The 20,951-nt window shown below is 61.1% G+C and carries 19 protein-coding genes, 1 tRNA gene and 2 pseudogenes; 8 read left to right on the top strand and 14 right to left on the bottom strand.

The annotated features are described in order from the left end of the window. Positions 1-96: 96 nt before the first annotated feature. The 5 genes from AC0V6U_RS15715 to AC0V6U_RS15735 all read right to left on the bottom strand — a co-directional run bounded on the left by AC0V6U_RS15715 (position 97) and on the right by AC0V6U_RS15735 (position 2,984). Complete coding sequence (locus AC0V6U_RS15715; protein WP_472644067.1) at positions 97-810, bottom strand: hypothetical protein; 714 nt, start codon at positions 808-810, stop codon at positions 97-99. Between the two features lie 39 nt (positions 811-849). Beyond that, a complete protein-coding gene (locus AC0V6U_RS15720; protein WP_472644068.1) occupies positions 850-1,323 on the bottom strand; it encodes a thermonuclease family protein in 474 nt (157 codons plus the stop codon). A gap of 195 nt (positions 1,324-1,518) precedes the next feature. Further along, on the bottom strand, positions 1,519-1,917 hold the full coding sequence (locus AC0V6U_RS15725; protein WP_472644069.1) for a DUF4870 family protein: 399 nt from the start codon (positions 1,915-1,917) through the stop codon (positions 1,519-1,521). A gap of 100 nt (positions 1,918-2,017) precedes the next feature. Beyond that, positions 2,018-2,554, bottom strand: coding sequence for a thermonuclease family protein (locus tag AC0V6U_RS15730; RefSeq protein ID WP_486169521.1), 537 nt, complete (start codon positions 2,552-2,554; stop codon positions 2,018-2,020). A 100-nt stretch (positions 2,555-2,654) separates the two neighbouring features. Then, entirely contained in the window at positions 2,655-2,984 is a 330-nt protein-coding gene (locus AC0V6U_RS15735; RefSeq protein WP_472645788.1) for a BufA1 family periplasmic bufferin-type metallophore, read from the bottom strand. Positions 2,985-3,237: 253 nt separating this feature from the next. On the opposite strand from AC0V6U_RS15735, the gene argB reads away from it, so the two are divergent. The 5 genes from argB to AC0V6U_RS15760 all read left to right on the top strand — a co-directional run bounded on the left by argB (position 3,238) and on the right by AC0V6U_RS15760 (position 7,006). Continuing rightward, positions 3,238-4,140: an acetylglutamate kinase gene (gene argB, locus AC0V6U_RS15740; protein ID WP_472644071.1), complete on the top strand. Its 903-nt coding sequence runs from the start codon at positions 3,238-3,240 to the stop codon at positions 4,138-4,140. A gap of 108 nt (positions 4,141-4,248) precedes the next feature. Beyond that, the gene (locus AC0V6U_RS15745; protein ID WP_472644072.1) at positions 4,249-4,542 is read left to right on the top strand and encodes a YggT family protein; all 294 of its coding nucleotides are present in this window, start codon (positions 4,249-4,251) and stop codon (positions 4,540-4,542) included. Between the two features lie 31 nt (positions 4,543-4,573). Continuing rightward, positions 4,574-5,467, top strand: coding sequence for a bifunctional methylenetetrahydrofolate dehydrogenase/methenyltetrahydrofolate cyclohydrolase FolD (folD, locus tag AC0V6U_RS15750; RefSeq protein WP_472644073.1), 894 nt, complete (start codon positions 4,574-4,576; stop codon positions 5,465-5,467). Between the two features lie 116 nt (positions 5,468-5,583). Next, positions 5,584-6,351 (top strand): hypothetical protein, encoded by a 768-nt coding sequence (locus AC0V6U_RS15755; protein WP_472644074.1) that lies wholly within the window; start codon positions 5,584-5,586, stop codon positions 6,349-6,351. Positions 6,352-6,364: 13 nt separating this feature from the next. Next, positions 6,365-7,006 carry a MarC family protein gene (locus tag AC0V6U_RS15760; RefSeq protein ID WP_472645789.1) on the top strand — a complete coding sequence of 214 codons (642 nt, stop codon included), beginning with the start codon at positions 6,365-6,367 and terminating at the stop codon, positions 7,004-7,006. A gap of 50 nt (positions 7,007-7,056) precedes the next feature. On the opposite strand, the pseudogene AC0V6U_RS15765 reads toward AC0V6U_RS15760, so the two are convergent. Both AC0V6U_RS15765 and AC0V6U_RS15770 read right to left on the bottom strand, forming a co-directional pair. Beyond that, positions 7,057-7,440, bottom strand: a pseudogene (locus tag AC0V6U_RS15765) (MAPEG family protein); the annotation flags it as partial. A gap of 2 nt (positions 7,441-7,442) precedes the next feature. Beyond that, positions 7,443-8,084, bottom strand: coding sequence for a TetR/AcrR family transcriptional regulator (locus AC0V6U_RS15770; protein ID WP_472644075.1), 642 nt, complete (start codon positions 8,082-8,084; stop codon positions 7,443-7,445). 250 nt (positions 8,085-8,334) lie between these two features. On the opposite strand from AC0V6U_RS15770, the gene AC0V6U_RS15775 reads away from it, so the two are divergent. Then, entirely contained in the window at positions 8,335-9,342 is a 1,008-nt protein-coding gene (locus tag AC0V6U_RS15775; RefSeq protein WP_472644076.1) for a serine hydrolase domain-containing protein, read from the top strand. Between the two features lie 56 nt (positions 9,343-9,398). Here the strand turns inward: AC0V6U_RS15775 and AC0V6U_RS15780 are convergent, their stop codons facing one another. Both AC0V6U_RS15780 and AC0V6U_RS15785 read right to left on the bottom strand, forming a co-directional pair. Next, positions 9,399-10,007, bottom strand: coding sequence for an LON peptidase substrate-binding domain-containing protein (locus tag AC0V6U_RS15780; RefSeq protein ID WP_472644077.1), 609 nt, complete (start codon positions 10,005-10,007; stop codon positions 9,399-9,401). Between the two features lie 7 nt (positions 10,008-10,014). Continuing rightward, a pseudogene (locus AC0V6U_RS15785) lies at positions 10,015-10,942 on the bottom strand (tetratricopeptide repeat protein). Positions 10,943-11,204: 262 nt separating this feature from the next. Between AC0V6U_RS15785 and AC0V6U_RS15790 the strand changes: the two are divergent. Next, positions 11,205-11,279, top strand: a tRNA-Gly gene (locus AC0V6U_RS15790). Positions 11,280-11,508: 229 nt separating this feature from the next. Further along, positions 11,509-13,677 (top strand): TonB-dependent receptor, encoded by a 2,169-nt coding sequence (locus tag AC0V6U_RS15795; RefSeq protein ID WP_472644078.1) that lies wholly within the window; start codon positions 11,509-11,511, stop codon positions 13,675-13,677. 95 nt (positions 13,678-13,772) lie between these two features. On the opposite strand, the gene AC0V6U_RS15800 is transcribed toward AC0V6U_RS15795, so the two are convergent. The 5 genes from AC0V6U_RS15800 to putA form a co-directional block, all read right to left on the bottom strand. Beyond that, positions 13,773-14,948, bottom strand: coding sequence for a saccharopine dehydrogenase family protein (locus tag AC0V6U_RS15800; protein WP_472644079.1), 1,176 nt, complete (start codon positions 14,946-14,948; stop codon positions 13,773-13,775). Between the two features lie 77 nt (positions 14,949-15,025). After that, entirely contained in the window at positions 15,026-15,823 is a 798-nt protein-coding gene (locus tag AC0V6U_RS15805; RefSeq protein WP_472644080.1) for a thioesterase family protein, read from the bottom strand. Positions 15,824-15,977: 154 nt separating this feature from the next. After that, positions 15,978-16,532 carry a dCTP deaminase gene (gene dcd / locus AC0V6U_RS15810; RefSeq protein WP_472644081.1) on the bottom strand — a complete coding sequence of 185 codons (555 nt, stop codon included), beginning with the start codon at positions 16,530-16,532 and terminating at the stop codon, positions 15,978-15,980. 627 nt (positions 16,533-17,159) lie between these two features. Then, positions 17,160-17,687 (bottom strand): hypothetical protein, encoded by a 528-nt coding sequence (locus tag AC0V6U_RS15815; protein ID WP_472644082.1) that lies wholly within the window; start codon positions 17,685-17,687, stop codon positions 17,160-17,162. Between the two features lie 26 nt (positions 17,688-17,713). Then, a complete protein-coding gene (putA, locus tag AC0V6U_RS15820; protein ID WP_472644083.1) occupies positions 17,714-20,893 on the bottom strand; it encodes a bifunctional proline dehydrogenase/L-glutamate gamma-semialdehyde dehydrogenase PutA in 3,180 nt (1,059 codons plus the stop codon). Positions 20,894-20,951: the final 58 nt, after the last annotated feature.

A 20,951-nucleotide genomic window follows, 5' to 3' on the forward strand; every position in this document is an offset into this window, starting at 1 on the left:
CTTTGTGATCGATTGGATTTAAGCGCTAAGACTGTGTTCCAGGCGTTCCAAGCGTGGCTCAGCTGCGACGAGCCGAGTGCGGGTGCGGCGGAGCGACTACACCTGGCCCCAGGCTGCGGGCGGGGCCTCCACCTCATTGGCGAGGTCGAACTCGACCCGGAAGGTGCGGCCCATGTGGCGGGCCTCGCAGGAGCCATCATCGCCCTTGTCGCGCGCCATGCGGATCGGGCGGGTGAGGGTGTAGGCGAAGGTGGGCGTCTCGCTGCCCGCTGGGTCAACCTCAACGCTCCACGTGTTGACGATGGAGGCGCAATAGGCGCCCTCGAACTCAGGGCGTTCGAACAGGGCGATGCTCTCTGCGTCGACGGGGAACTCCTGACGCGACGCGGTGCCGGCATTCGCGGTGTCGCCGCCGTACATGGTGACCGCGTCCTCCTCGCCGTCCTCATGGCGGTGGTCATGCTTGAGGCGCAGGCCAGCGTCGGTCTTGGTGATCAGCCAGGTGCGCGATCGGTCCCACACGCCGGGCTCGGTCTCGATGTGAAAGGGGATGGCGATGCGCGTGTCGCTGCATTCGCGGACCTGCATGACCATGGCCTTGCCGACGAAGTCTGCATCCGCTTCGTCTTCGCTGGTGAGCTGGCCGGCATAGGCCTTGCCGCAGTGGGTGGAGAGTGCGGCCCAGAACTCGGCTTGCGTGTCAGCGCCCGCCGCGGGCGATGCGGCGTCGCCATCGGCTGGCTGGGTGCAAGCGGCGGTGAGCGAGAGGGCGGCGAGGCCGGTGGCGGCGAATCTGAGGCTTGTGATCATGCCGCTTGGTATCAGCGCGGCTTGCTTCGCGCCACCCGCTCAGCACCAGTTGATGCGCGGCCCGCCCCACTCCTCAGCAAGGCCCTCGCGAACGAGCGTCATGCCAAGGCTCTGCCCGCCGCGTGTCACAACCCGGAGCGCGCGGCCATAGCGGTCAGCGGTGCGGCCATCGGCGCTCGGCTGAAGGCTGAACGGTCCGGCATCCAGCAGCGCCTGCATGCGCGCGGTTGCCTGATCGCCCAGCCGCGCCTCGCGCGGGCAGGCGGGGCGGGAGACCTCTGGCGTGTCGATATCGGCGATGCGGATCTTGGTCCCCTGGTACCAGATCGTGTCGCCATCAACGATGCAGGTGATCCGTCCGGAGCCGGTACAGACCGGGAAGCGGGCGCGTTCGGTGTCGGCGGCTTCGCTCGCTTGGGCTTGGGTGCCGGGCGGGATGGAAGCGGCGCTGAAGAGCAGAGCCAAAGCTGCGCAGATGAGGGGCAGGCGAAGGGAGTAGGTGCGATGGGTCATCCCCCGGCAATGGCCCAGCAGGACTCAAGGCATCATTCGGTAGAACCCCGAGGGTTGCTACCTATCGAAGCGCTACGGGAAGGCGGGATCAGTGAGCGGCATCACAGCCCAGCACCCCGATACGAAACGGGGCCAGCGCGTGGCCAGCCCCGATCGTGGGTCAAGCGCTGCAAGCAGCGCGGTGTCAGGCGGGCCTTAGAATGCCAGCGTCTCTGGGTCCGGCATAGGCTCTTGCTTCTGCGCTTTGAGAAGGCTCATCACGCTGCGCACGCCAACCCAGACGGCGATGACTGGCAGCAACAGAAAGCCGATCAGCACGAAGATCAACAAGCTCGCTACGATCGATGCGACGAGGCCAATCCAGAAAGTGCGGATGAGATAGGTGTAGTGCGAGGCCATCCACGGCTCTTGATCCTCGCCCTGCCACACATGGGCAAGCACGATGCCGACAAGTCCGGTGATCCCGGTCACAAAGCTGGCGAGATAGAGCAGGCTGATGATGGTCGGACGGTTGGCGTCAAAGCCGCCGCCGTGCGGTGCGGGCTGACGATTGCCAGAGCTTGGCTCTGGGATGTTGGTCTTGGTGTCGTTCATTGCATGATCCCCCATGAGATGCGTTTACGTGTCCCTACGTAACGTACCGTGCGTGTTGTGCAACTGCGCCCATCCACAGCACGGCCCCGCGCCCGCGCGCTCACTCGCACCAATCGCGCGGGGTAGTGCCCCAGCCGGATGCGGCGGCGAGATCGCGTTCGATCATCGTATCGGCCAAATACTCATAGCGATTGCCGGACTGCTTGCGCCGCACTTCACGCAGTTCGCGGCCATATTGGTCGAACGGCGGCTCGTCCGCGCCGCTCCACTCAAACGCTCCCTCGCCGAGCCACCCATGAAGGAAATCGCGAGACTGGATGGCGCGCGCCCGCTCCGCCTCGCAGGCTCCGTCCAGCTCTGGCGCGTCGAACCCGATAAAGCGGATGCGGCGGGCCTGCTCGCCAAAGCCGATGGCCAGCGTATCGCCATCAATCACGCAGCCCTGGACAGGGCTGTCGCTGCGCACGGCGCACAATCCGTAGTCCTTCTCGACTGCGATCCATTCGCCCTCCGCTGTGAGCGGGCGATAGACGAACCACCACAGCGCCGTGACGGCGGCGGCCAGCGCAATCACGCGCGCCGATGCCCACCAGCTTTTGCGCCGCTTACGGGATCGTCGTTTGAACATGGTGGGCATTTAGCAGGCTCTAAAGCGGCAAAGCAAAGGGCCGCTCAGGATTGCTCCCAGCGGCCCTTATACGTTTTGAATCCGGGTCAGCACCCGGATATCCGCCAGCTTAGGCGGTGATTTCGGTCAGTGAACCTTTGCCGTTTGGCGTTTCGATGTCGACGCATGTGCCAGCGTCAACATAGGTCCAGGCGTTGCCTTGATAGTCTTCAGTGCTGGTGCCAGCACAGCTCGTGCCTGGGCCCGCTGCACAGTCGTTCTTGCCAGCGAGTGAAACGCCGAAGCACTTCTCTTTCTCGCCGCCACCGGCCGCTGCCAGAGCTTCTGCTTCGCTGCCTGCTGCACCGTCTTCAGCTGGGGCTGAGCCGCCACCTGAACACGCAGCCGCAAGGCCAGCAGCGATCGCGAGAGTGAAAGAACCTTTAGTGCGAGTAGTGATCATATTGTCCTCCAAAAAATCCAAGTCGGCGGGGGTAACGCATGCACCGCCTATTGGGCAGTTCGCAATCCGCGCCTTAGAGGTTACGCGGCGATGCAATTCAATTGCAACCCTGAAGGTGCGATTTGGCGTGAGCGTAGCTCTGCACAGCGCTTTCCAGACAGCGCGTTAGCCGCTAAGCGCTGCGCTCAGCGTCCGGGCTAACAAAGCCTCAGGCGCGCCAGCGAAGTTTGAGCAAAGAAGAGCGCTATCCATGACCGCATCCAGCGAGCCGCAAGCCCAAGAGATCGCCAAAGCGCAGGTCTTGATCGAGGCACTGCCTTATTTTCAGCGTTATGCCGGTCGCACTTTCGTGGTGAAATATGGCGGGCACGCAATGGGCAATCCTCAGGCCGCGCGCGATTTTGCCGAGGATATTGTGCTGCTCAGGGCGGTCGGGATTAACCCGGTTGTGGTGCATGGCGGCGGTCCGCAAATTGGCGAGATGTTGGAGAAGCTGGGCGTTGAGACCACCTTTGTCGATGGCCTGCGCGTCACCGATGAAGCGACTGCGAAGGTTGCGGAGATGGTCCTGTCCGGCGCGATCAATAAACAGCTGGTCGGCTGGCTGGCTGAGGCGGGCGGTAAGGCGCTGGGCATCTCTGGCAAGGATGGCGGACTGGTGCGCGCGCGCAAGGTGGAGCGGACGACGCGCGATCCGGAAAGCCACATTGAACAAGTCGTGGATCTCGGCTTTGTCGGCGAACCGGCAGAGGTCGATACCAGCGTGATCGACACCGCGGTTGCTGCTGGAATGATCCCCGTGATCGCGCCGATCGCGGCGGGAGAAGACGGCGCGACTTACAATATCAACGCCGACACGATGGCGGGCGCGATTGCGGCGGCGCTGGGGGCGGCGCGCCTGTTCCTGCTCACCGATGTGGCGGGCGTACTCGATGCAGACGGCGAACTTTTGACCGATCTCAACCCGGAGCAAATCAGGACCTTACGCGATAGCGGTGTGATCAAAGGCGGCATGGTGCCGAAGCTGGAGACCTGCGTAACGGCAGTCGAATCCGGCTGCGAAGCGGCGGTTGTGCTGGATGGCCGGGTGGCGCACGCAATGCTGCTTGAATTCTTCACAGCACGCGGCGCTGGCACGCTGGTGCGCGCGTGAAACCACTGTTAATGCTGGAATGAAGCGTATTAGTCGGGTAATACGGCCTTAGGGACTTCAACCGAGTGGTGCAGCAATTGCCCCACCCACCAATGAAAAGACCAAACGATGCAAGGATTATACGCCGTTTACGACATTGTCTCGCTGCTCACGAGCGCGCTGATCATGCTCATCATCATTCAATTTGTGATTGGCCTGCTGTTCGCCTTTAACGTGGTGAGCCCATCGAACCAGTTTCTGATGTCGTTCTACAATTCGATCAACAGCCTGCTGGACCCGGTGCTGCGCCCAATCCGCAACATCATGCCCGCAACCGGCGCGATTGATTTCTCGCCCTTGGTGCTGATCATCACGCTGCAAATCATCCTCATCATCCTGGGCGCAGTGATTAAAAGCGTCTGACCTTACTCAACTCAATGGGAAGCCTGCCAGAATGACCGCCACACGAATTGACGGAAAAGCCTTTGCGGCCAAATTGCGCGAGCGGGTTGGCGCATCGGCGGCGGCATTTGCCGAGGCAGCCGGACGAAAGCCGGGCCTCGCCGTGGTGCTGGTGGGAGAGGATCCGGCGAGCAATGTCTATGTCCGCTCCAAAGGCAAGGCGACCGTCGCTGCCAATATGGAGAGCTTTGAGCACCGCCTGCCCGCAGACACGAGCGAGGCGGATTTGCTCGCGCTGGTGGACCGGCTCAACAATGATGATGCGGTCGATGGCATATTGGTTCAGCTGCCGCTGCCGGGCCATCTCGACGAACAATCGATCATCGCCTCGATCAGCCCGGATAAGGACGTCGATGGCTTTCACGTGATCAATGCTGGGCGTCTTTCGGTCGGCCAATCGGGATTTGTCCCGTGCACGCCGTTGGGCTGCATGATGCTGCTGGCGGATCGGCTCGGCGATCTTTCTGGCCTTGAGGCGGTGGTGATTGGCCGCTCCAACATCGTTGGCAAACCGATGGCTCAGCTGCTGCTCGATGCCAATGCCACGGTCACCATCGCGCACAGCCGGACCAAAGATCTCGCCGGGGTCGTTAAGCGCGCGGACATCGTCGTTGCCGCAGTGGGTCGTCCAGAGATGATCGGCAAGGACTGGCTGAAGGATGGCGCGACTGTGATTGATGTGGGCATTAACCGGCTGCCGCCAGAACCCGGCGCAGACAAAGGGCGGCTTGTGGGTGATGTCGCCTTTGACGAGGCCAGCGAAGTGGCCGCCGCGATCACGCCCGTGCCTGGAGGAGTTGGCCCGATGACGATCGCCGTGCTGCTGCGCAACACTCTGGTTGCTGCGCATCGCAATGCAGGGCTCGCTGTGCCGGAGGGGCTTTAGCGCGACCCAAAATTCCCGTTCGCCCTGAGCTTGCCCGAGGGCTGCTCTTCTTCCAAGAGCATTGGTGTAAATATATGGACAGTGCTTCGACAGGCTCAGCACGAACGGAGTAGTTGATGATCCGCGCAATCAATCGCACATTGGTGTTGGCGAGCCTTGCCGCCCTATCAGCCTGCGCTGCCCCGCAGCGCGGCCCGTCCAACGAAGTCATCAACCGCGTTCTTGTTGGCGTGCCGGGCGAGGCTCAGCCAAGCACAATCGTTGCGACAGAACTCGCCTATGCCCGTGCCGCACAATCCGAAGGACAATACACCGCTGGACTTGCCTATGCCGCGTCGGGGGCTTTGCTACACGGTCGCAACGGAACCGTGGATGGGATTGCCTTGTACACGCGCCTTAGCAACCCAAAGACGAGCGTTGCATGGGGTCCGCGCACCATTATGATGAGTTGTGACGGTGCGGTCGCGATTAGTCTGGGGCGCTTCCGCGATCAGGAAGCGCAAGTTGGCAATTATGTGACTGTCTGGCAGCGTCAACCAGATCTTCAATATCGCTGGGTTTATGATGTCGCTGGGCGTGACAATCCGCAGCCACCGCCGCGCCCAGAATTTGAAGACGGCGATATTGTTGTCACTGCGATTGATGCGGTCGAAGGTCTGATTGCGGATTGCCCTCAACGCCGCGGGAACGCCGCCCCTCCGCCGCCAGCGCTCTCACTCGCCAGCGACCATCCGCAGGGTTCAACCCTCTCGGGTGATGGCACCTTGCGATGGCGCTGGGAACATCGCCCAGATGGGATTAAATACTTCGCTGCTGAGTATTTCTATCAGGGTGAATGGCGCACGGCGATTGAAGAAAGCTTGACTTCTCCGCCGGAGAGCTGATGGCGGAAACATGCTGCCTGAACTTTTCGTCTCGGCCTTTATCACCCTGTTTGTGGTGATCGATCCGCCCGGCTGCGCGCCGATTTATGCTGGCCTGACCAAGGGCGCGACGCTCTACCAGGCGCGCAATATGGCGCTGCGGGCGAGCGGGATTGCCGCCGTTATTCTCGTGATCTTTGCCTTCTTTGGCGAAGACCTGCTCTCCGCCTTGCATATCGAGCTCAACTCGTTCCGCATTGCGGGCGGGCTGATGCTATTCTGGATCGCGTTTGAGATGGTGTTCGAAAAGCGCACCCAGCGCCGCAATGAACGCGCCGACAAGATCAGTGCTGATCCAGAAATTGAGGACGTGTCCGTCTTCCCAATGGCGATGCCGATGCTCGCCGGACCAGGCGCAATCGCGGCGGTCATGCTGCTGATGAATGAGGCGGATGGAACCGCTCAAACCATCGAAGTGTTCGCCGCGCTCGGACTGGTGCTCGCGATTACCGCCATCGCGCTTGTCGCGGCTGGCCCGCTGATGCGCGTGTTTGGCGATAAGGTGGAAGCGGTGATTACCCGCCTGCTTGGTGTGCTGCTCGCAGCGCTCGCGGCGCAATATGTGATCGATGGCCTACGCGGCGCATTCGCCTTGGGCGGCCCAGCAATTTCCTGATCCAGGCGGCTGCCTAGCAGGTTTGAAAAGATTCCATAGGCTAGGCCTACCGCCGTCAGCAACGTGCCCATCGCTCCCATAGCCCGCATTCCTGCAAAAGCTTTGCGGCCGCCAGACAGATCTTCACCATGCGATCCCGCCAACGAGGAAAATCCGAGCGCATGGAGCAGTCGGGCGGCGGCAAACAGAATGCACAGAGCAAAGACGTAAGTCGTTTGGCCAACTAGGATCTCGAGCAGCGCAATCACCACCAAGAACAACCCTGCGTTTTCCGCTAGGTTGCCATGCCTGCGAACTTTGCGTTCCAGATTTGGATCTTCGCAATTGCCAATGAACTGACCCTTTGACCGGTGCAGACCAACATTAAGCATCAGACCGGCTTGCAACATCACGAGAAAGGCACCCAGGATCGCGGAATAGAGCGGCACGTTCATGATCAATTCGCCTTCTGGTCAAGAATGTTGGTTTCCGGATAGCCAATCAGGCTAAGCGAGGCGAGGCCTGCGTCCAAAATGCGCGTCGGCTCTGATGAAACGCGGGCGGAGGCAAATGCGCCGTGGAGCAATTGAGTGAGGGTGCGCCCCAACACATTTGCATCGCCCTCAGCCCGGCCAGCTGCGATGGCGTCAAAGGCAATCTCGGACATATGCGCCTCCATCGCGTCGAAGATGCGCGCGGCCTCCACGCGCACTTCTGGCATGTCCTGGCCCAGCTCCAGCGCGAGGCCGACAATCGGGCAGCCATGGACATCGCCCTCTTCTTCGCACAGCTCGGCATGCACGCTGTAAATATGGTGATAGATGCCTGCGAGGCGGGCCTCTGGCGCGGTGTCCTCGGCCGTTTTTGAGCGAAAGATCATGTCCAAGGTCGCAATGCCGTGCTGCTTCACTACCGCCAGAGCCAGATCGCGCTTGTCGGCGAAATAGCGATAAATGGTCGCCTTGTTCACCTCCGCAGCGCTGGCCACCTCGTCAACGGCAACCCCGTGAAAATTGCGGCGCCAGAACAGTCCAGCGGCAACAGAGATGATGTGGGCGCGGGTACGCTCACCGCGGGTGGCAAAGACCTGTACGTTCATAAGTAACCGTTTAGTTAGGTTTGTGGCGGGCCGCCAGCCTTGAGCTGCGACGTTGGGTTGCAGAAGCGCTCAGGTCCCGGGGCCAACCGCCGCGCTTTGGCGATTGCGCGCGCTCATTCCGCTCGTATTCATGCTTTTGGCGGCAGTCTTATCATCGAGTTGTGTGAGAGGGCGTGTGATCCATTTCGAAAAATGTTTGCGGGCAGGGTTCGCTCACGTCTGGCCAATTGCTTTGGCACTAGCGTGTTTCATGCCATCGCCCGTCGCCGCTCAATCCCGCAACGAACCCTTGGCGCAGCTGAGCCTTGAGCAGATCGAGGCGCAAATTGAAACGGGCGATCTTGGTAAGATCAGGGCGCTCTCTGCGGAGCAGCATGGCGAAATTGTCTATCGCAAGCGCTTTGGCAAAGGCGAACTGGGCGACCGGGTTGATATCAAATCGGCTGGCAAATCGATCACCGCGCTCGCCGTGGGCGCCGCGATTGCTGATGGAAAGCTCGCTGGGGTTGATGTGAAAGTCTGGCCCTTTCTCGACTCGCCGCGCGAAGGGGTGCACAGCGCGATAACCATTGGCGATCTGCTATCGATGTCATCCGCGCTTGATTGCAACGATTGGGAGCGCCGTTCGCCGGGTCAGGAAGAAAAGATGTATCGCACGCGCATTTGGCGCGATTTTGCGCTTGGCCTGCCCGCGCGCGACTACACTCGTGATGCGGACGGCGACGGACCATTTTCCTACTGCACGGCGGGCGTGTTCCTGCTTGGCCAGGTGGTTGAGAAGGCCGTCGGCGAGCGGTTTGATCTGTATGTCCAGCGGCGGCTGTTTGATCCGCTGGGTATAGATGGTGCAGATTGGCGGCGATCGCGCAGCGGCGAGGTGCAATCGGGCGGCCAGCTGACGATCAGCGATACCGCCTTGCTCAAGATCGGTAGGATGGTGCTGAACATGGGGGTTTGGGAGGGCGAGCGGATTGTCCCGCGCGAATGGATCAAATCCATGCTGACCCCGCGCCATCAGCTGGGCGAGCATGTCTATTATGGCCGGTTGTGGTGGGCGATGCCGCTGCGTTCGTCGCGGGGATTTGAAGCGGCGTGGATGATGAAGGGCAATGGCGGCAATATCGTCGCGGTCGTGCCGAATATGGACGCTGTGCTGGTTGTGCAGACCGAGAATTACAACAAGAGCAATGCTGAGCGCCGGGCGTTTATGGCCCTCACCGCTTTGCTAAAGAGCCTGCCGGTTCCTGAGGAGAAATAGCCGCCACTCGGCCCGGTCGGCGCGATGCGCGCCGCAAGGCCAAGTTAGACCCAAACCTACTGCAGCGTCATAATCTCTTCGCCGCCATCGCCGCGGCCAAAGAATTGCATCAGCTGGATCAGCAATTCGCAGCGGGCATGGATGTTCTCCGCCTCCAACAATGCTTGCTTTGATGCAGGATCAAACGGCGCGATTTGCGAGACGCCGTTGATGAGCGAGAAATCGTCGAGCCGCTCGACGGAATCCCAATCAACGCTATAGCCCTGAGCGCTCGCGAACCGGCGGGCCTCTTGTTCAAAGCCTGCGCGCTCAATCGCGCTCAGCACGTCGTTCTCGTCATCCTCGATCAGCTGGCCTTCGACCTGGCGAAAGGCGGTGGCGACATCCAGCTCGCGGATCAGTTTAAAGCGCGCCTCGCCCTCAAGGATGAGGTTGTAGCGGCCATCTTCCATCGCCTCGACCTCACCAATGCGCCCGACACAGCCGATCGTATAAAGCGGCGCGCCGTCAATGGAACGCTGCGGTTGGATCAGAGCGATCTTACGGTCCCGCACCAAGGCATCTCCCACCAGCGAGCGATAGCGCGGCTCAAAGATATGCAGCGGCAATTGCAATCCTGGAAAGAGGATCGCGCCGGGCAAAGGGAAGATGGAGAGGCGGGTCATGCTGGGCTTAGCCGAACAGGATCTTTGACAGGCGGCGGCGCGTGGCGACAACCCATTCGTCTTCTAGGCCAGTGGCCTCAAAGATTTGCAGCAGCTTCGCTTTCGCCGCGCCGTCGTTCCATTCCCGGTCAGCGGTGACCATGGAAAGCAGCGTGTTCGCCGCCGCGTCGCGCTCTCCGCCCGCAAAGGCGGCCTCGGCATAGGCGAGCTGCGCGTCCATATCCTCAGGGGCGGCCTTGGCGGCGTTTTGCAATCCTGCCAGCTCGCTGTCGTCCACTTGTGTGCCTAGCAAGGTCCAGCGCGCTTCTGGCCGCAGCAATCGCCGGATCTTTGGCTAGGTTCTCGTCTTCCTCGATCGCGGCCAGAACCTGGCCCGCTTCCTCGGTCTTGCCCAATTGGATCAGCGCCCGGACCAGGCCGGAATGCGCAATCGCATGGTTAGGGGCGAATTCGGTGATCTGCGCAAACATACCGGCTGCGCGGTCGGCATCGCCTTCCATCAGCGATTGCTCGGCCATGCCGATGGCTTGCTCAATCTCTTCCGGCGTGGGCCCTTGCGGCTCGCCATCAGCCGCGCCTGCCTGGATCGGCAATTGCGACAGCAGCTGGTCAAGCGCGCCCTTCAGCTCCGATTCGCTGCGCGCGCCGGTTAGGTCAGCCACCGGTTGCCCCTGGAACATCGCATAGACGGTCGGGATGGATTTGACTTGAAACTGCCCGGCGATGAATTTCTCTTCATCGACATTGAGCTTGGCCAGCACCACGCCCTTGTCGGCGTATTCAGCGGCGACCTTTTCCAGCATCGGGGCCAGCGCCTTGCACGGCCCGCACCATTCCGCCCAAAAGTCGAGGATCACCAGTTTCGTCTGTGATGGCTCGACCACTTCGGTGCGGAACCGATCAACCGCTTTTTGCTCTTCGAGATTGAGACCCATGCTGGCCAAGGGTTTGCTCCTGTTTATACCGCGCGTTTGCGCGCAATTGCTGTGATATCACGCAATGTGGGGCGCGGGGGGTGGAATGTGAAGGTCTGAGTTTTGCTGGCGCGGGCGCGTTTGGCAATCGATGAGTTGCCAAAACATGAGACTTTTTGCGGCAAATGACTTTTAGGCTTGCAGGCCTGCGTGCTCGCTGCTAGCTGCCCACCTCCCCGGCGAGGAATAGCGAATCTATCGCATCCACGCAGAGCGTCAGTGAGCGGGCGTAGCTCAGGGGTAGAGCACAACCTTGCCAAGGTTGGGGTCGGGCGTTCGAATCGCCTCGCCCGCTCCATTTCTTCCAATTTGCGAATGTATTCCCCTTTTGGGGAAGCGCGTCTGATAAGCGCGGCATATTCCCTCGCGCGCTCGGTTCCTGGCGGGCGCAGTGCAGCTCACCGTGCCGCTCATCGGTCATTCACAGCGATTCGTCGAACCATCAAAGAACAAGCTTGCAAGCGTGAGCGCCTCTGCTAGTGGCGTGATACGTTATTACATCCAGCTACTCTCGATCAGGGACGATCATGAAACCGACAACCTCTCATTTGGCGCTTGCCACAGCTCTTTCGCTTGGGCTGATTACGACCCCCGCCGCCGCACAGGCGCAAGCGGAGCCAGACAGTGATCAGGCCGAGGAACGCCTCGCCGACGACCTGCACAATCGCCAGGTCGATGCGGAAGGCAATATCATCGTCAGCGCCGCTGGCCTGGAGCAATTGGACGTGCTCGCCGGTACCTCGGTGCTCGATATTGAAGACATTCAGAAGAACCTGAACGGGCAGATCGGCGAAGTCCTCGCCAAATTGCCCGGCGTGTCCGCGACCAGCTTCTCTCCCGGTGCATCGCGCCCGGTTCTGCGCGGCTTCCAAGGTGAGCGCGTGCGCATTCTGGTTGACGGGCTGGGTACAGCAGACGTCTCCAACACCTCGGCTGACCATGCGACCACGATTGAGCCGCTGACGACTGAGCGGATCGAAGTGCTGCGCGGCCCAGCTGTGCTGCTGTTCGGCAGCCAGGCCATCGGCGGCGCTGTCAACGTCATCGACAAGCGTATCCCGCGCCGGATGCCAGATGAAGCGCTGCATTTCGATGCGATCGTGGCGGCGGATACCGCGAGCGATCTGCGCAATCTGGGCGCGTCGCTTGATCTGCCGCTGGGCAACAGCTTCGTGTTCCACGTCGATGGCAGCTATCGCAACACCAATGATCTGGAGATCGGCGGTTTCCAAATCGCGCCGGAACTGCGCGCTGAAATCCTCGAACTGGCGGACGAAGAAGAAGCCGAGGGCGAGGTTGAAGAGGCAGCGGAACTGCGCGAAGCAGCCGAAGCGCGCGGCGTCATTCCGAACTCCGCGACCGAAACCTGGACGGCCAATGCTGGCCTCAGCTTCATTTCCGGCAACAACGTCTTTGGCGCCTCAATTGGCTTTTACGACACCGATTACGGCGTCCCCGGCCGCCCCGGCACTGAGCACGCGCATGGCGAAGAAGGTGAAGAGGAAGAAGGCGAGGAAGAGGGTGAGGAAATCGTCACCATTGGCCTGGAGCAATTCCGCGCAGACTTCCTGGCCGACCTCGATCTCGGCGATGGATTTTTCGAGCGGCTGAAAATCCGCTTTGGCTATTCCGATTACACCCACACCGAATTTGAAGGCGATGAAGTCGGCACCGTATTCGATGTCGAAAGCCTTGAGGCGCGGGTCGAGCTCTCGCAAAGCGAAACCGGGCCGTCGCGCGGTTCGATTGGCCTGCAATACACCTACCGCGATTTTCAGGCGATTGGTGAAGAGGCCTTTGTCGCCCCCAACATCACCGATCAATTTGCGCTGTTTGCGCTGCAAGAATTCGGGCCCGGTCCTATCCAATTGGAAGCCGCTGGCCGCGTGGAATTCACCGATGTCTCCTCGCAGGAACTGGGCGTCTCGCGTGATTTCACCAATTTCTCAGGCGCGCTCGGCCTCGTCTACGAAGCTGACGATGCCTTCCGTGCCGGCGTAAATGTCTCGCGCGTCGAACGCGCTCCGGCGGCGGAAGAATTGTTCGCCAATGGACCGCATATTGCGACCCAGCAATTTGAAATTGGCGACACCACACTGGCAACCGAAAGCGCATGGGGCGTCGAAGCCTTCGCGCGCGGCCAAGTGGGTCCGGCGACATTCAGCCTCGCGGTCTACAACCAATGGTTCGACGACTACATCTTCCTCTCCGGCAATGGCGAGGAAGAGGATGGCCTGCCAGTGTTCGTTTTCCTTCAGGATGATGCGGATTACTTCGGCATCGAGGGCGAGGTTCAATTCCCATTGTTCAAAAACGGCGGAATGGAATTGCTGGCCGACCTGCGCGGTTCTTACATTCAGGCAGAGCTCGACGATGGCACCGCCGTACCGCGCATTCCGCCGATTGAATTGCTCGGCGCGCTGGAGCTGCAAACCGATGCATTTGACGCGCGCGCAGAAGTGCAATGGTTTGGCGAGCAAGACGAAGTCGACGCCTTTGAAACAGAAACCGATGCGTTTGCGTTTGTGAACCTGTCGGTCGCCTGGCGCCCTCTGCCGAGCCGCGAGAACGTGACCCTGGTGGTCGGCGTCGACAATCTGTTTGATGTTGTTGGCCGCCGCCACGCGAGCTTTACCAAGGATTTCGTGCCGCTCGCCGGGCGCAATCTGAAAGCGAACGTCCGCTTCAGCTTCTAACTCCGCCGCTTAAGCGGGAACGCAATAAAAAGGGCAGGTCCGGCGAATGCCAGGCCTGCCCTTTTTGCGCGTTTATATTCAGCTTTGCCTGCGGATTAATTCTCTAAGGCAAACGTCAGGTCAGCATGCTCCTCGAGCCGCTTGACCAAATCCTCGCCCATGAAGGAACCCGGTGTGCCAATGCCGCCTTCCGCCTTGCAGCTGAGCAGGCCAATTGCGGTTTCGGCGATCATCCGGCTGGTTGAGCCATAGCCTGGATCATACTTGCCGTTGACGCCGTAATGCAGGCTCTCACCATCCGGCATGTCTGCGACGAACAAGACATCGTAATGCCCGTTCTCGCGCTCTTCCTTGCTGGGGCCTTCACCTGGCTTAGGCGGCTTTGCGCCGAACGGGTTCTTCATCATTTCCGCCGCCGCATTGGCCATCTTCTTGCCCGCATCGCCTGGGCTGGTCAGCACCATTTCATCATAGACGAAGTCTTCGCCGTAGGGGTGGCCGAGTAGGAAGTTGGTGCGGTGCACGTTCTTGGTGTTGATCGCGGCCATCACAAACGGGGCGGCCCATTTGTCGAGGTCTTTCTCATAGGTCGGGACCATGCCGGAGGGCTGACTTGGTCCCTCAAAGCCTGGGGTCAGACCGAAGGAGCTGCGCAGGACGTTGATGAGCGACGGGTTCTTGGCCACCGCCTTCATCGTCTCGGTCATGCTGGCCACCGTTCCGCCTGATGCGCCGCCCGCCATTGCGCGCACGCGTCCGCGAATGCGCGGCGCTGGCTTGCCAAAACGCTTCTTCGCTTCTTTCTGAGCCATCAACACGCCGAGGTCGAAGGGGATGGAATCGAACCCGCTGGAGAAACAGATGCGCGCGCCGCTGGCCTTGGCCGCATCGCCGAACTGGTCGATCTTCTCACGCATCCAAGTCGGCTCGCCGCACAGGTCGGTGTAATCCGTGCCGGTTTTGACGCAGGCCTCGACCAGATTGTCGCCGTAAAGCTGGTATGGTCCAACCGTGGTCAGCACGACTTTGGTGCGCGCGCACATCGCCTCCAGGCTGGCCATGTCATCGGCATCAGCCACAACCAATGGTGTGCTGGTAAGCGCGCCAATCTCGTCGCGCACCGCCTCCAGCTTTTCCAGGCTGCGCCCGGCCATCGCCCAGCTGGGGCCATCATCGCGGCTGCCATAGTGATTGCTCAGATGCTCAGCAACAAGCCGCCCGGTGAACCCGGTGGCGCCATAGATGATGATGTCGAATTCGGTCTTAGCCATACGAAAACTCTCCTTTTGCGTTCGCTTGATGCGCGCGCATGATCACAGAGTCAAAGCCGTTACCGCGCAGGTGGTTCCTAAGCGAGGCCCGAAAGCGGAACGCGCGGCACGACGCCGGTCTGGCTGGAGATTGCCAGCAAGGTGCCATCCTCGCCGAAATGCTGCGCCTGCCCCTGAGCAACGCCGCGATCAAAGGCGGACATTTGGGTCACGGACAGCACCCACCCCGGCGGCGCCGATTGGATGAAGCGGAAGGTTGCATCCAAGCTCGATCCGCCGTGCGCGCGCGGGTGCGCACCAAGGAAGAAGTCTGAGATCACCGCCAGCAGGCCAGCATCATTGGCGAAGCCCGCTTTGGAGCGTGACCACACGGCCTCGATCCCGCGCTCATTGTCCTCCAGTGCGGTGCGCCGCTCAAGCTGACCGGGCAGATTGTCATCAAAACCATTGGCATCCTTTGGCTTCTCCGGGCAATCATCTGGTTGCGGGACGTCGGGCATTTTCGCAAACAGCACCTGCTCGCTCGGCTCGCGCGCACCGACGGCGGCGGTGACCATCTGGATCACTCGCCCGTTTAGGATGACGTCCGCCTGCCATTGGCCAATGCTGCGCCCGCCGCCCACCTGCTCACAGCGGATGGTGAGCTCCTCTGCGCCTTGGCTGGGGGTGCGAAACTGGATGGTCGCCCATAGCGGGGGTTGCTGGCTGGACAGCTCCAACGCGTCCACCGCCGCGCCCAGGCAGGCACCGCCCATGATGTGCGGATTGCCGGGCGGGCCAACCGTCGCGGGCCGGGTGATGGGCAGGACATACTCGCCCTCGCGCCCGCTTTCAGACGGCACGACCCGCCAGAATGGAAATTTGGCGATGGTCATGGGTGCGCGTTTCCTTTTCTTTGAGATACCGGGATCACCCCGCGCCCTCCACCCTTCCACCCGGATCCTAACCCGGTGTGACAATCCGGGTGGAAGGGTGGAGGGCGCGGGGCGGTGAGGCAAGGTCAGCCTGGATGGGCTGGCCGCACCCCAATCAAAGCCGAGGCAAGGTCACGCCGCGCTGGCCCATATATTTGCCCGCGCGGTCTTTATAGCTCGTCTCGCAGCGCTCATTGCCCTTTAGGAACAGGAACTGGCACGCGCCCTCATTGGCGTAGATTTTCGCAGGCAGCGGCGTGGTGTTGGAAAATTCCAGCGTCACATGCCCCTCCCAGCCCGGTTCTAGCGGGGTGACATTCACGATGATGCCGCAGCGCGCATAGGTGCTCTTGCCCAGGCAGATTACCAGCACGTCTTCGGGCACGCGGAAATATTCGACTGTGCGCGCCAGAGCAAAGGAATTGGGCGGGATGATACAGACGTCGGTCTTGCGGTCGACCAGGCTGCCCGCATCAAAGCTTTTAGGATCGACCGTGGCTGAATTCACATTGGTGAAGATCTTGAACTCATCCGCAACCCGCGCGTCATAGCCATAGGATGAGAGGCCATAAGAGATGACGCCCTCGCGCCGCTGAGCCTCAACAAAGGGCTCAATCATGCCCTCATCTTGCGCCTTGGACCTAATCCACTTGTCTGAAAGAATCGCCATGCGTGATTGATTCCCGAACCAGCGCTCGGGGGCAAGCGCGGCCAAGGTTTTAGGTGTGGGAGGAATTGAGCGAGGGCGCGATACGCTAAGAAGGTGTGTCCGCTAGCGATCCACTTGGAGACCTAGTGAGGACAAGGCATTTGGACTTTGCTACTGCCTCAAGGGCCAATCGGATCGTGTCTTTTGAGAGGAAACTTCATGCCAGTTACAGTTCGTGCCTTGGCTGCGTTCCCCCTGCTTTTGCTTTTTTCGTGCATCAGTCCGGCCAACGCACCAAACAAGACTGTTATTGGGACAATTGCTCTATCTCATATTCGAGCATCTACAGGGGAATTGATGGGGGCCGAAGGAGGCGTTTACGAAGTCCGACCTCTAGATCGAGGCGAAGATCCAATTCTACTGATCATAGAAACCTCCTGCCCATCATTTGACGTAAATGATATTGATCAAAACGACCCAAGCCAGGTATTCCGGATAGAGTATCGAAGCTCTAGATTCACGCGTCGGACAAATCTTAGCCCAAGTGATCCTGGTTACCTTGATACCGATAATATTACAGTGAAGTGCGAGAGATTTGACGAAAAGATCTAACGTCCGCTTCCATCCCCCAAAAATGCGACATTCACCTCACTTAATCGCCCTCGCCCGCAGCGCCGGATTAAGCCCCGTCACATGGTTCAGCCATTTCTTCGGGCGTCTCAGCATATTCTCCGGGTAGTTCACCTTTAGCCCGGCGATCTGCGCCATTGCGCCGACAAAGTGGATGCAATTGCGCGTGTCGAGGTCGTAATATTTGCCCGGTGCATTGCGCCATTTGCTGACCTCGGCCTTTATCCGCTCATATTGCGCATCGGTCAGCCGGACGCTGAAATGGCGGTTGGTTTTCTTGATGTACTTTGGTTTCTCAACCAGGATGTCGTGCACCACCGGCCCGTTCAAAATCGCGGGCGAGACCTTCTTCGCGGTGAAGCCGTAATTCTCGTTCACCACCTTGCCCGATCCCAGCGTCCCCTCCAGCACGATGAAGGTGTGGGGATAGCGCCCAAACAGCACCGATCCGTTGAAGCTGTGAAAATGCATGGTCACCGCCGCAAAGGCGGGTCCGCTCCAGACGAGAGCGAGCAAAGTGACGATGAGGGTTGCGATCCGTTTCATGGGCGGCGTGATAAATCGAAGCCCGCTTAGCTTGCAAGGGTTGGCGCGGCGGGCTGCCCCAAAAGACTGGCATTGCCGCCCGCCGCCGTTGTGTCTGTGCAACTGACGCGTTCGGTGGCGAAGCGGGCGAGGTAGTGCGGCCCGCCCGCCTTTGGTCCGGTGCCTGACAGGCCTTCACCGCCGAACGGCTGGCTTTCCACCACCGCGCCGATCTGATTGCGATTGACGTAGAAATTGCCGACCCGCGCGGCGGTTTGCACGCGCTTGCGGGTGTTCTCGATCCGGCTATGCAGCCCCAAGGTCAGGCCAAATCCGGTGGCGCTGATGTCGGCGACAACTTGGTCGAGCCCGCTCGCGGCGAACCGCGCGACATGCAGGACGGGGCCAAAGTTCTCGCGCTTCAGATCGAGGATGGAATCGATCTCAATGATGGTCGGCGCGACGAAGCAGCCATGCTCTGTGCCATTGGGCAGCTCGCTGCGCCAGACGGTGCCGCCCAGCTGCTCTCGCCGGGCCACATGGCGTTCCAGCGCGGCCTGCGCATCGGGATCGATCACGGGGCCAACATCGGTGGAAAGCTGGCGCGGATCGCCAATGCTGAGCGCATCGAACCCGCCCCGGATCATGGCCAGCATTTCGTCGGCAACGTCTTCTTGCAAGTAAAGCACGCGCAGCGCGGAGCAGCGCTGCCCGGCGCTTTGAAAAGCGCTGGCCAGCACATCGCGCACTACCTGCTCTGGCAGGGCGGAGGAATCGACGATCATCGCGTTTTGCCCGCCAGTTTCCGCAATCAAGGTGGCAATCGGGCCATCGCGGCCTGCGAGTGCCAGGTTGATGGCGCGCGCGGTCTCTGTTGAGCCAGTGAAGGCCACCCCGGCAATACGCGGATCAGAGGTGATCATTTGCCCAACGTCGCCCGCGCCGGGGAGCAATTGCAGCGCCTCTGCCGGGATGCCCGCCTCGTGGCACAATTTCACCGCCAGCGCTGCGATCAGCGGGGTCTGCTCGGCAGGTTTGGCGATCACGCTGTTGCCAGCGGCCAGCGCGGCGGATGCCATGCCGATGAAAATGGCGAGCGGGAAGTTCCACGGGCTGATCGTGGCGAAGACGCCGCGTCCATGCAGCGAGAGCAGGTTTTCCTCGCCCGTAGGGCCGGGAAGAACGGTCGGCTCAGCAAATTGGCGGCGCGCCTCGCGCGCGTAATAGCGCAGGAAATCGACCGCTTCGCGCAGCTCCAACACCGCATCCGGCAGGGTCTTGCCCGCCTCACGCTGGCACAGGGAGAGAAACTCCGCCGAATGCGCCTCAAACAGATTGGCGGCCTCATCGAGCAGCGCGGCCCGGCTTTCCCCGCCTAGCGTATCCCAGCCGGGCTGGATCGCGAGCGCGGTTGTGATGGCATAATCGACCTCCTCCGCCGTGGCGTCGCGGCGCGTGCCCACCTGGCTGCTAAGATTATGCGGCATGGTGATTGGCGCGATCTCGCCCGGCTCTTCGCTGACAAAGGTTGGGCTGGCGTTCCATTGCTGCTCCGCCAGCTCATTGAGGCGAAGCTCCAGCGGGCCGCGCACAAGCGGGTCCGACAGGTCGATCCCGGCGCTGTTTGCGCGGTTTTCAAAGATGTCGGCGGGCAAAGGAATGTTCGGATTGCGGAAGGGTGAGCATTCGGCGAGCTGCGCAACCGGGTCTCCGACCAGCTCTGCGGCGGGAATATCGGCATCGCCCATGCGGTTTACGAAACTGGTGTTGGCCCCGTTTTCGAGCAGGCGGCGCACGAGATAGGCGAGCAATTCCTTGTGCCCGCCAACCGGCGCGTAAATGCGCACCGGCGTGCGGTTGTTGCCTTCCAGAGCGCCGAGTGCATCATACACTTCCTCGCCCATGCCGTGCAGGCGTTGAAACTCATAGTGTTTTTGTTGGCCTACCGCTTCGCTACTTGAGGCCGTGGCCGCGCCCAGGCTTTTGATCGCCGCGATGGTGTAGGCGTTGTGGGTCGCAAAGGCGGGGCGGATCACATCGGCGTGCTCAAACAATCGCGCGGCGCAGGCGAGGTAGCTGACATCGGTTGCCAGCTTGCGGGTGAAGACCGGATAATCGCTGAGGCCGCCAACCTGAGCGAGCTTGACCTCGCTGTCCCAATAGGCGCCTTTGACGAGGCGCACGAACAGCTTGCGGCCGTGGCGGCGCGCCAGCTTGGCGGCCCAATCGCACAGTGGCAGCCCGCGTTTTTGATAGGCTTGCAGGGCGAGGCCAAACCCCTCCCAGCGCGATCCATCGGCGCGCACGAACAGGCCATCATCGGCCATCAGCGCCTCGATAATGTCGAGTGAGAGTTCGAGGCGTTCGGCCTCTTCGGCATCTATGGTGAAGTGAATATCGGCATCGCGCGCCTGTTCGGCGAGGCTTCGGACGATGGGCACCAGATCAGTGCGGGCCTGGTCGGCGTGCAGAAAGTCGTACTTGGGATGCAGCGCGGACAGTTTGACTGAGATGCCCGGTGAGGGGCCAACCCCGCCCTTGGCTTCTTTGGCTAGCCGATCGAGCGCGCCCTCATAGGCCTCGCGGTAGCGCGCCGCATCGGCGAAAGTCATCGCCGCCTCGCCCAGCATGTCGAAGCTGTGCGTTAGGCCACGCGCGCGTTCAGGCTTGGCCCGGTCCAGCGCCTCGTCAATGTCGCGGCCAAAGACGAATTGCCCGCCGAGGATCTTCATCGCTTGCAAGGTCGCCTTGCGCACCACGGGTTCGCCGAGGCGGTTGACCGCGCGTTTCAGGCTGGAGCCCATGCCGCGCTGATGCGCCTCTGGCGGGTCGATCACTTCGCCGGTCAGCATCAGCGAGAATGTCGCCGCGTTGACGAAGGTGGAGGCGCTCTCGCCCAAATGCTCCGACCAATCGATCGCGCCGATCTTGTCCTTGATCAGCGCGTCCGCTGTGCTCGCATCGGGCACGCGCAGCAGCGCCTCGGCCATGCACATCAGGGCAATGCCCTCTTCAGTGTCGAGCCCGAATTGCTGCAGGAATGCGTCGATCCCGCTCGCCTTTTTCGCGCGCGCGCCTTCGATCAATTGGGTCGCCAGTTCAGCCGAGGCTGCGTGCATGCGCGAGGCGGGGGCTGCCTGCTCAATGCGCTCTGCAATGCAGGCGTTTTCCTCGGCGCGATAGGCGCGGCGCAGATCAGATCGGTCGAGCGGTTGAAGGTTCGTCACGGCTGGCGATTCGCACTTCTGTAATTGCACTAGGCCAGTGATCTGAACCCGGATGGAT

Source organism: Erythrobacter sp. W36, from assembly GCF_057364935.1.

What these genes read in the sequence shown, in the direction of transcription:
- AC0V6U_RS15815 (WP_472644082.1), bottom strand. Translation starts at nt 17,687, where the DNA reads ATGAAACGGATCGCAACCCTCATCGTCACTTTGCTCGCTCTCGTCTGG.
- AC0V6U_RS15715 (WP_472644067.1), bottom strand. Translation starts at nt 810, where the DNA reads ATGATCACAAGCCTCAGATTCGCCGCCACCGGCCTCGCCGCCCTCTCG.
- folD (WP_472644073.1), top strand. Translation starts at nt 4,574, where the DNA reads ATGACCGCCACACGAATTGACGGAAAAGCCTTTGCGGCCAAATTGCGC.
- AC0V6U_RS15725 (WP_472644069.1), bottom strand. Translation starts at nt 1,917, where the DNA reads ATGAACGACACCAAGACCAACATCCCAGAGCCAAGCTCTGGCAATCGT.
- AC0V6U_RS15745 (WP_472644072.1), top strand. Translation starts at nt 4,249, where the DNA reads ATGCAAGGATTATACGCCGTTTACGACATTGTCTCGCTGCTCACGAGC.
- AC0V6U_RS15800 (WP_472644079.1), bottom strand. Translation starts at nt 14,948, where the DNA reads ATGGCTAAGACCGAATTCGACATCATCATCTATGGCGCCACCGGGTTC.
- AC0V6U_RS15720 (WP_472644068.1), bottom strand. Translation starts at nt 1,323, where the DNA reads ATGACCCATCGCACCTACTCCCTTCGCCTGCCCCTCATCTGCGCAGCT.
- AC0V6U_RS15775 (WP_472644076.1), top strand. Translation starts at nt 8,335, where the DNA reads ATGCCATCGCCCGTCGCCGCTCAATCCCGCAACGAACCCTTGGCGCAG.
- AC0V6U_RS15770 (WP_472644075.1), bottom strand. Translation starts at nt 8,084, where the DNA reads ATGAACGTACAGGTCTTTGCCACCCGCGGTGAGCGTACCCGCGCCCAC.
- AC0V6U_RS15805 (WP_472644080.1), bottom strand. Translation starts at nt 15,823, where the DNA reads ATGACCATCGCCAAATTTCCATTCTGGCGGGTCGTGCCGTCTGAAAGC.
- AC0V6U_RS15780 (WP_472644077.1), bottom strand. Translation starts at nt 10,007, where the DNA reads ATGACCCGCCTCTCCATCTTCCCTTTGCCCGGCGCGATCCTCTTTCCA.
- AC0V6U_RS15755 (WP_472644074.1), top strand. Translation starts at nt 5,584, where the DNA reads ATGATCCGCGCAATCAATCGCACATTGGTGTTGGCGAGCCTTGCCGCC.
- AC0V6U_RS15730 (WP_486169521.1), bottom strand. Translation starts at nt 2,554, where the DNA reads ATGCCCACCATGTTCAAACGACGATCCCGTAAGCGGCGCAAAAGCTGG.
- argB (WP_472644071.1), top strand. Translation starts at nt 3,238, where the DNA reads ATGACCGCATCCAGCGAGCCGCAAGCCCAAGAGATCGCCAAAGCGCAG.
- AC0V6U_RS15795 (WP_472644078.1), top strand. Translation starts at nt 11,509, where the DNA reads ATGAAACCGACAACCTCTCATTTGGCGCTTGCCACAGCTCTTTCGCTT.
- dcd (WP_472644081.1), bottom strand. Translation starts at nt 16,532, where the DNA reads ATGGCGATTCTTTCAGACAAGTGGATTAGGTCCAAGGCGCAAGATGAG.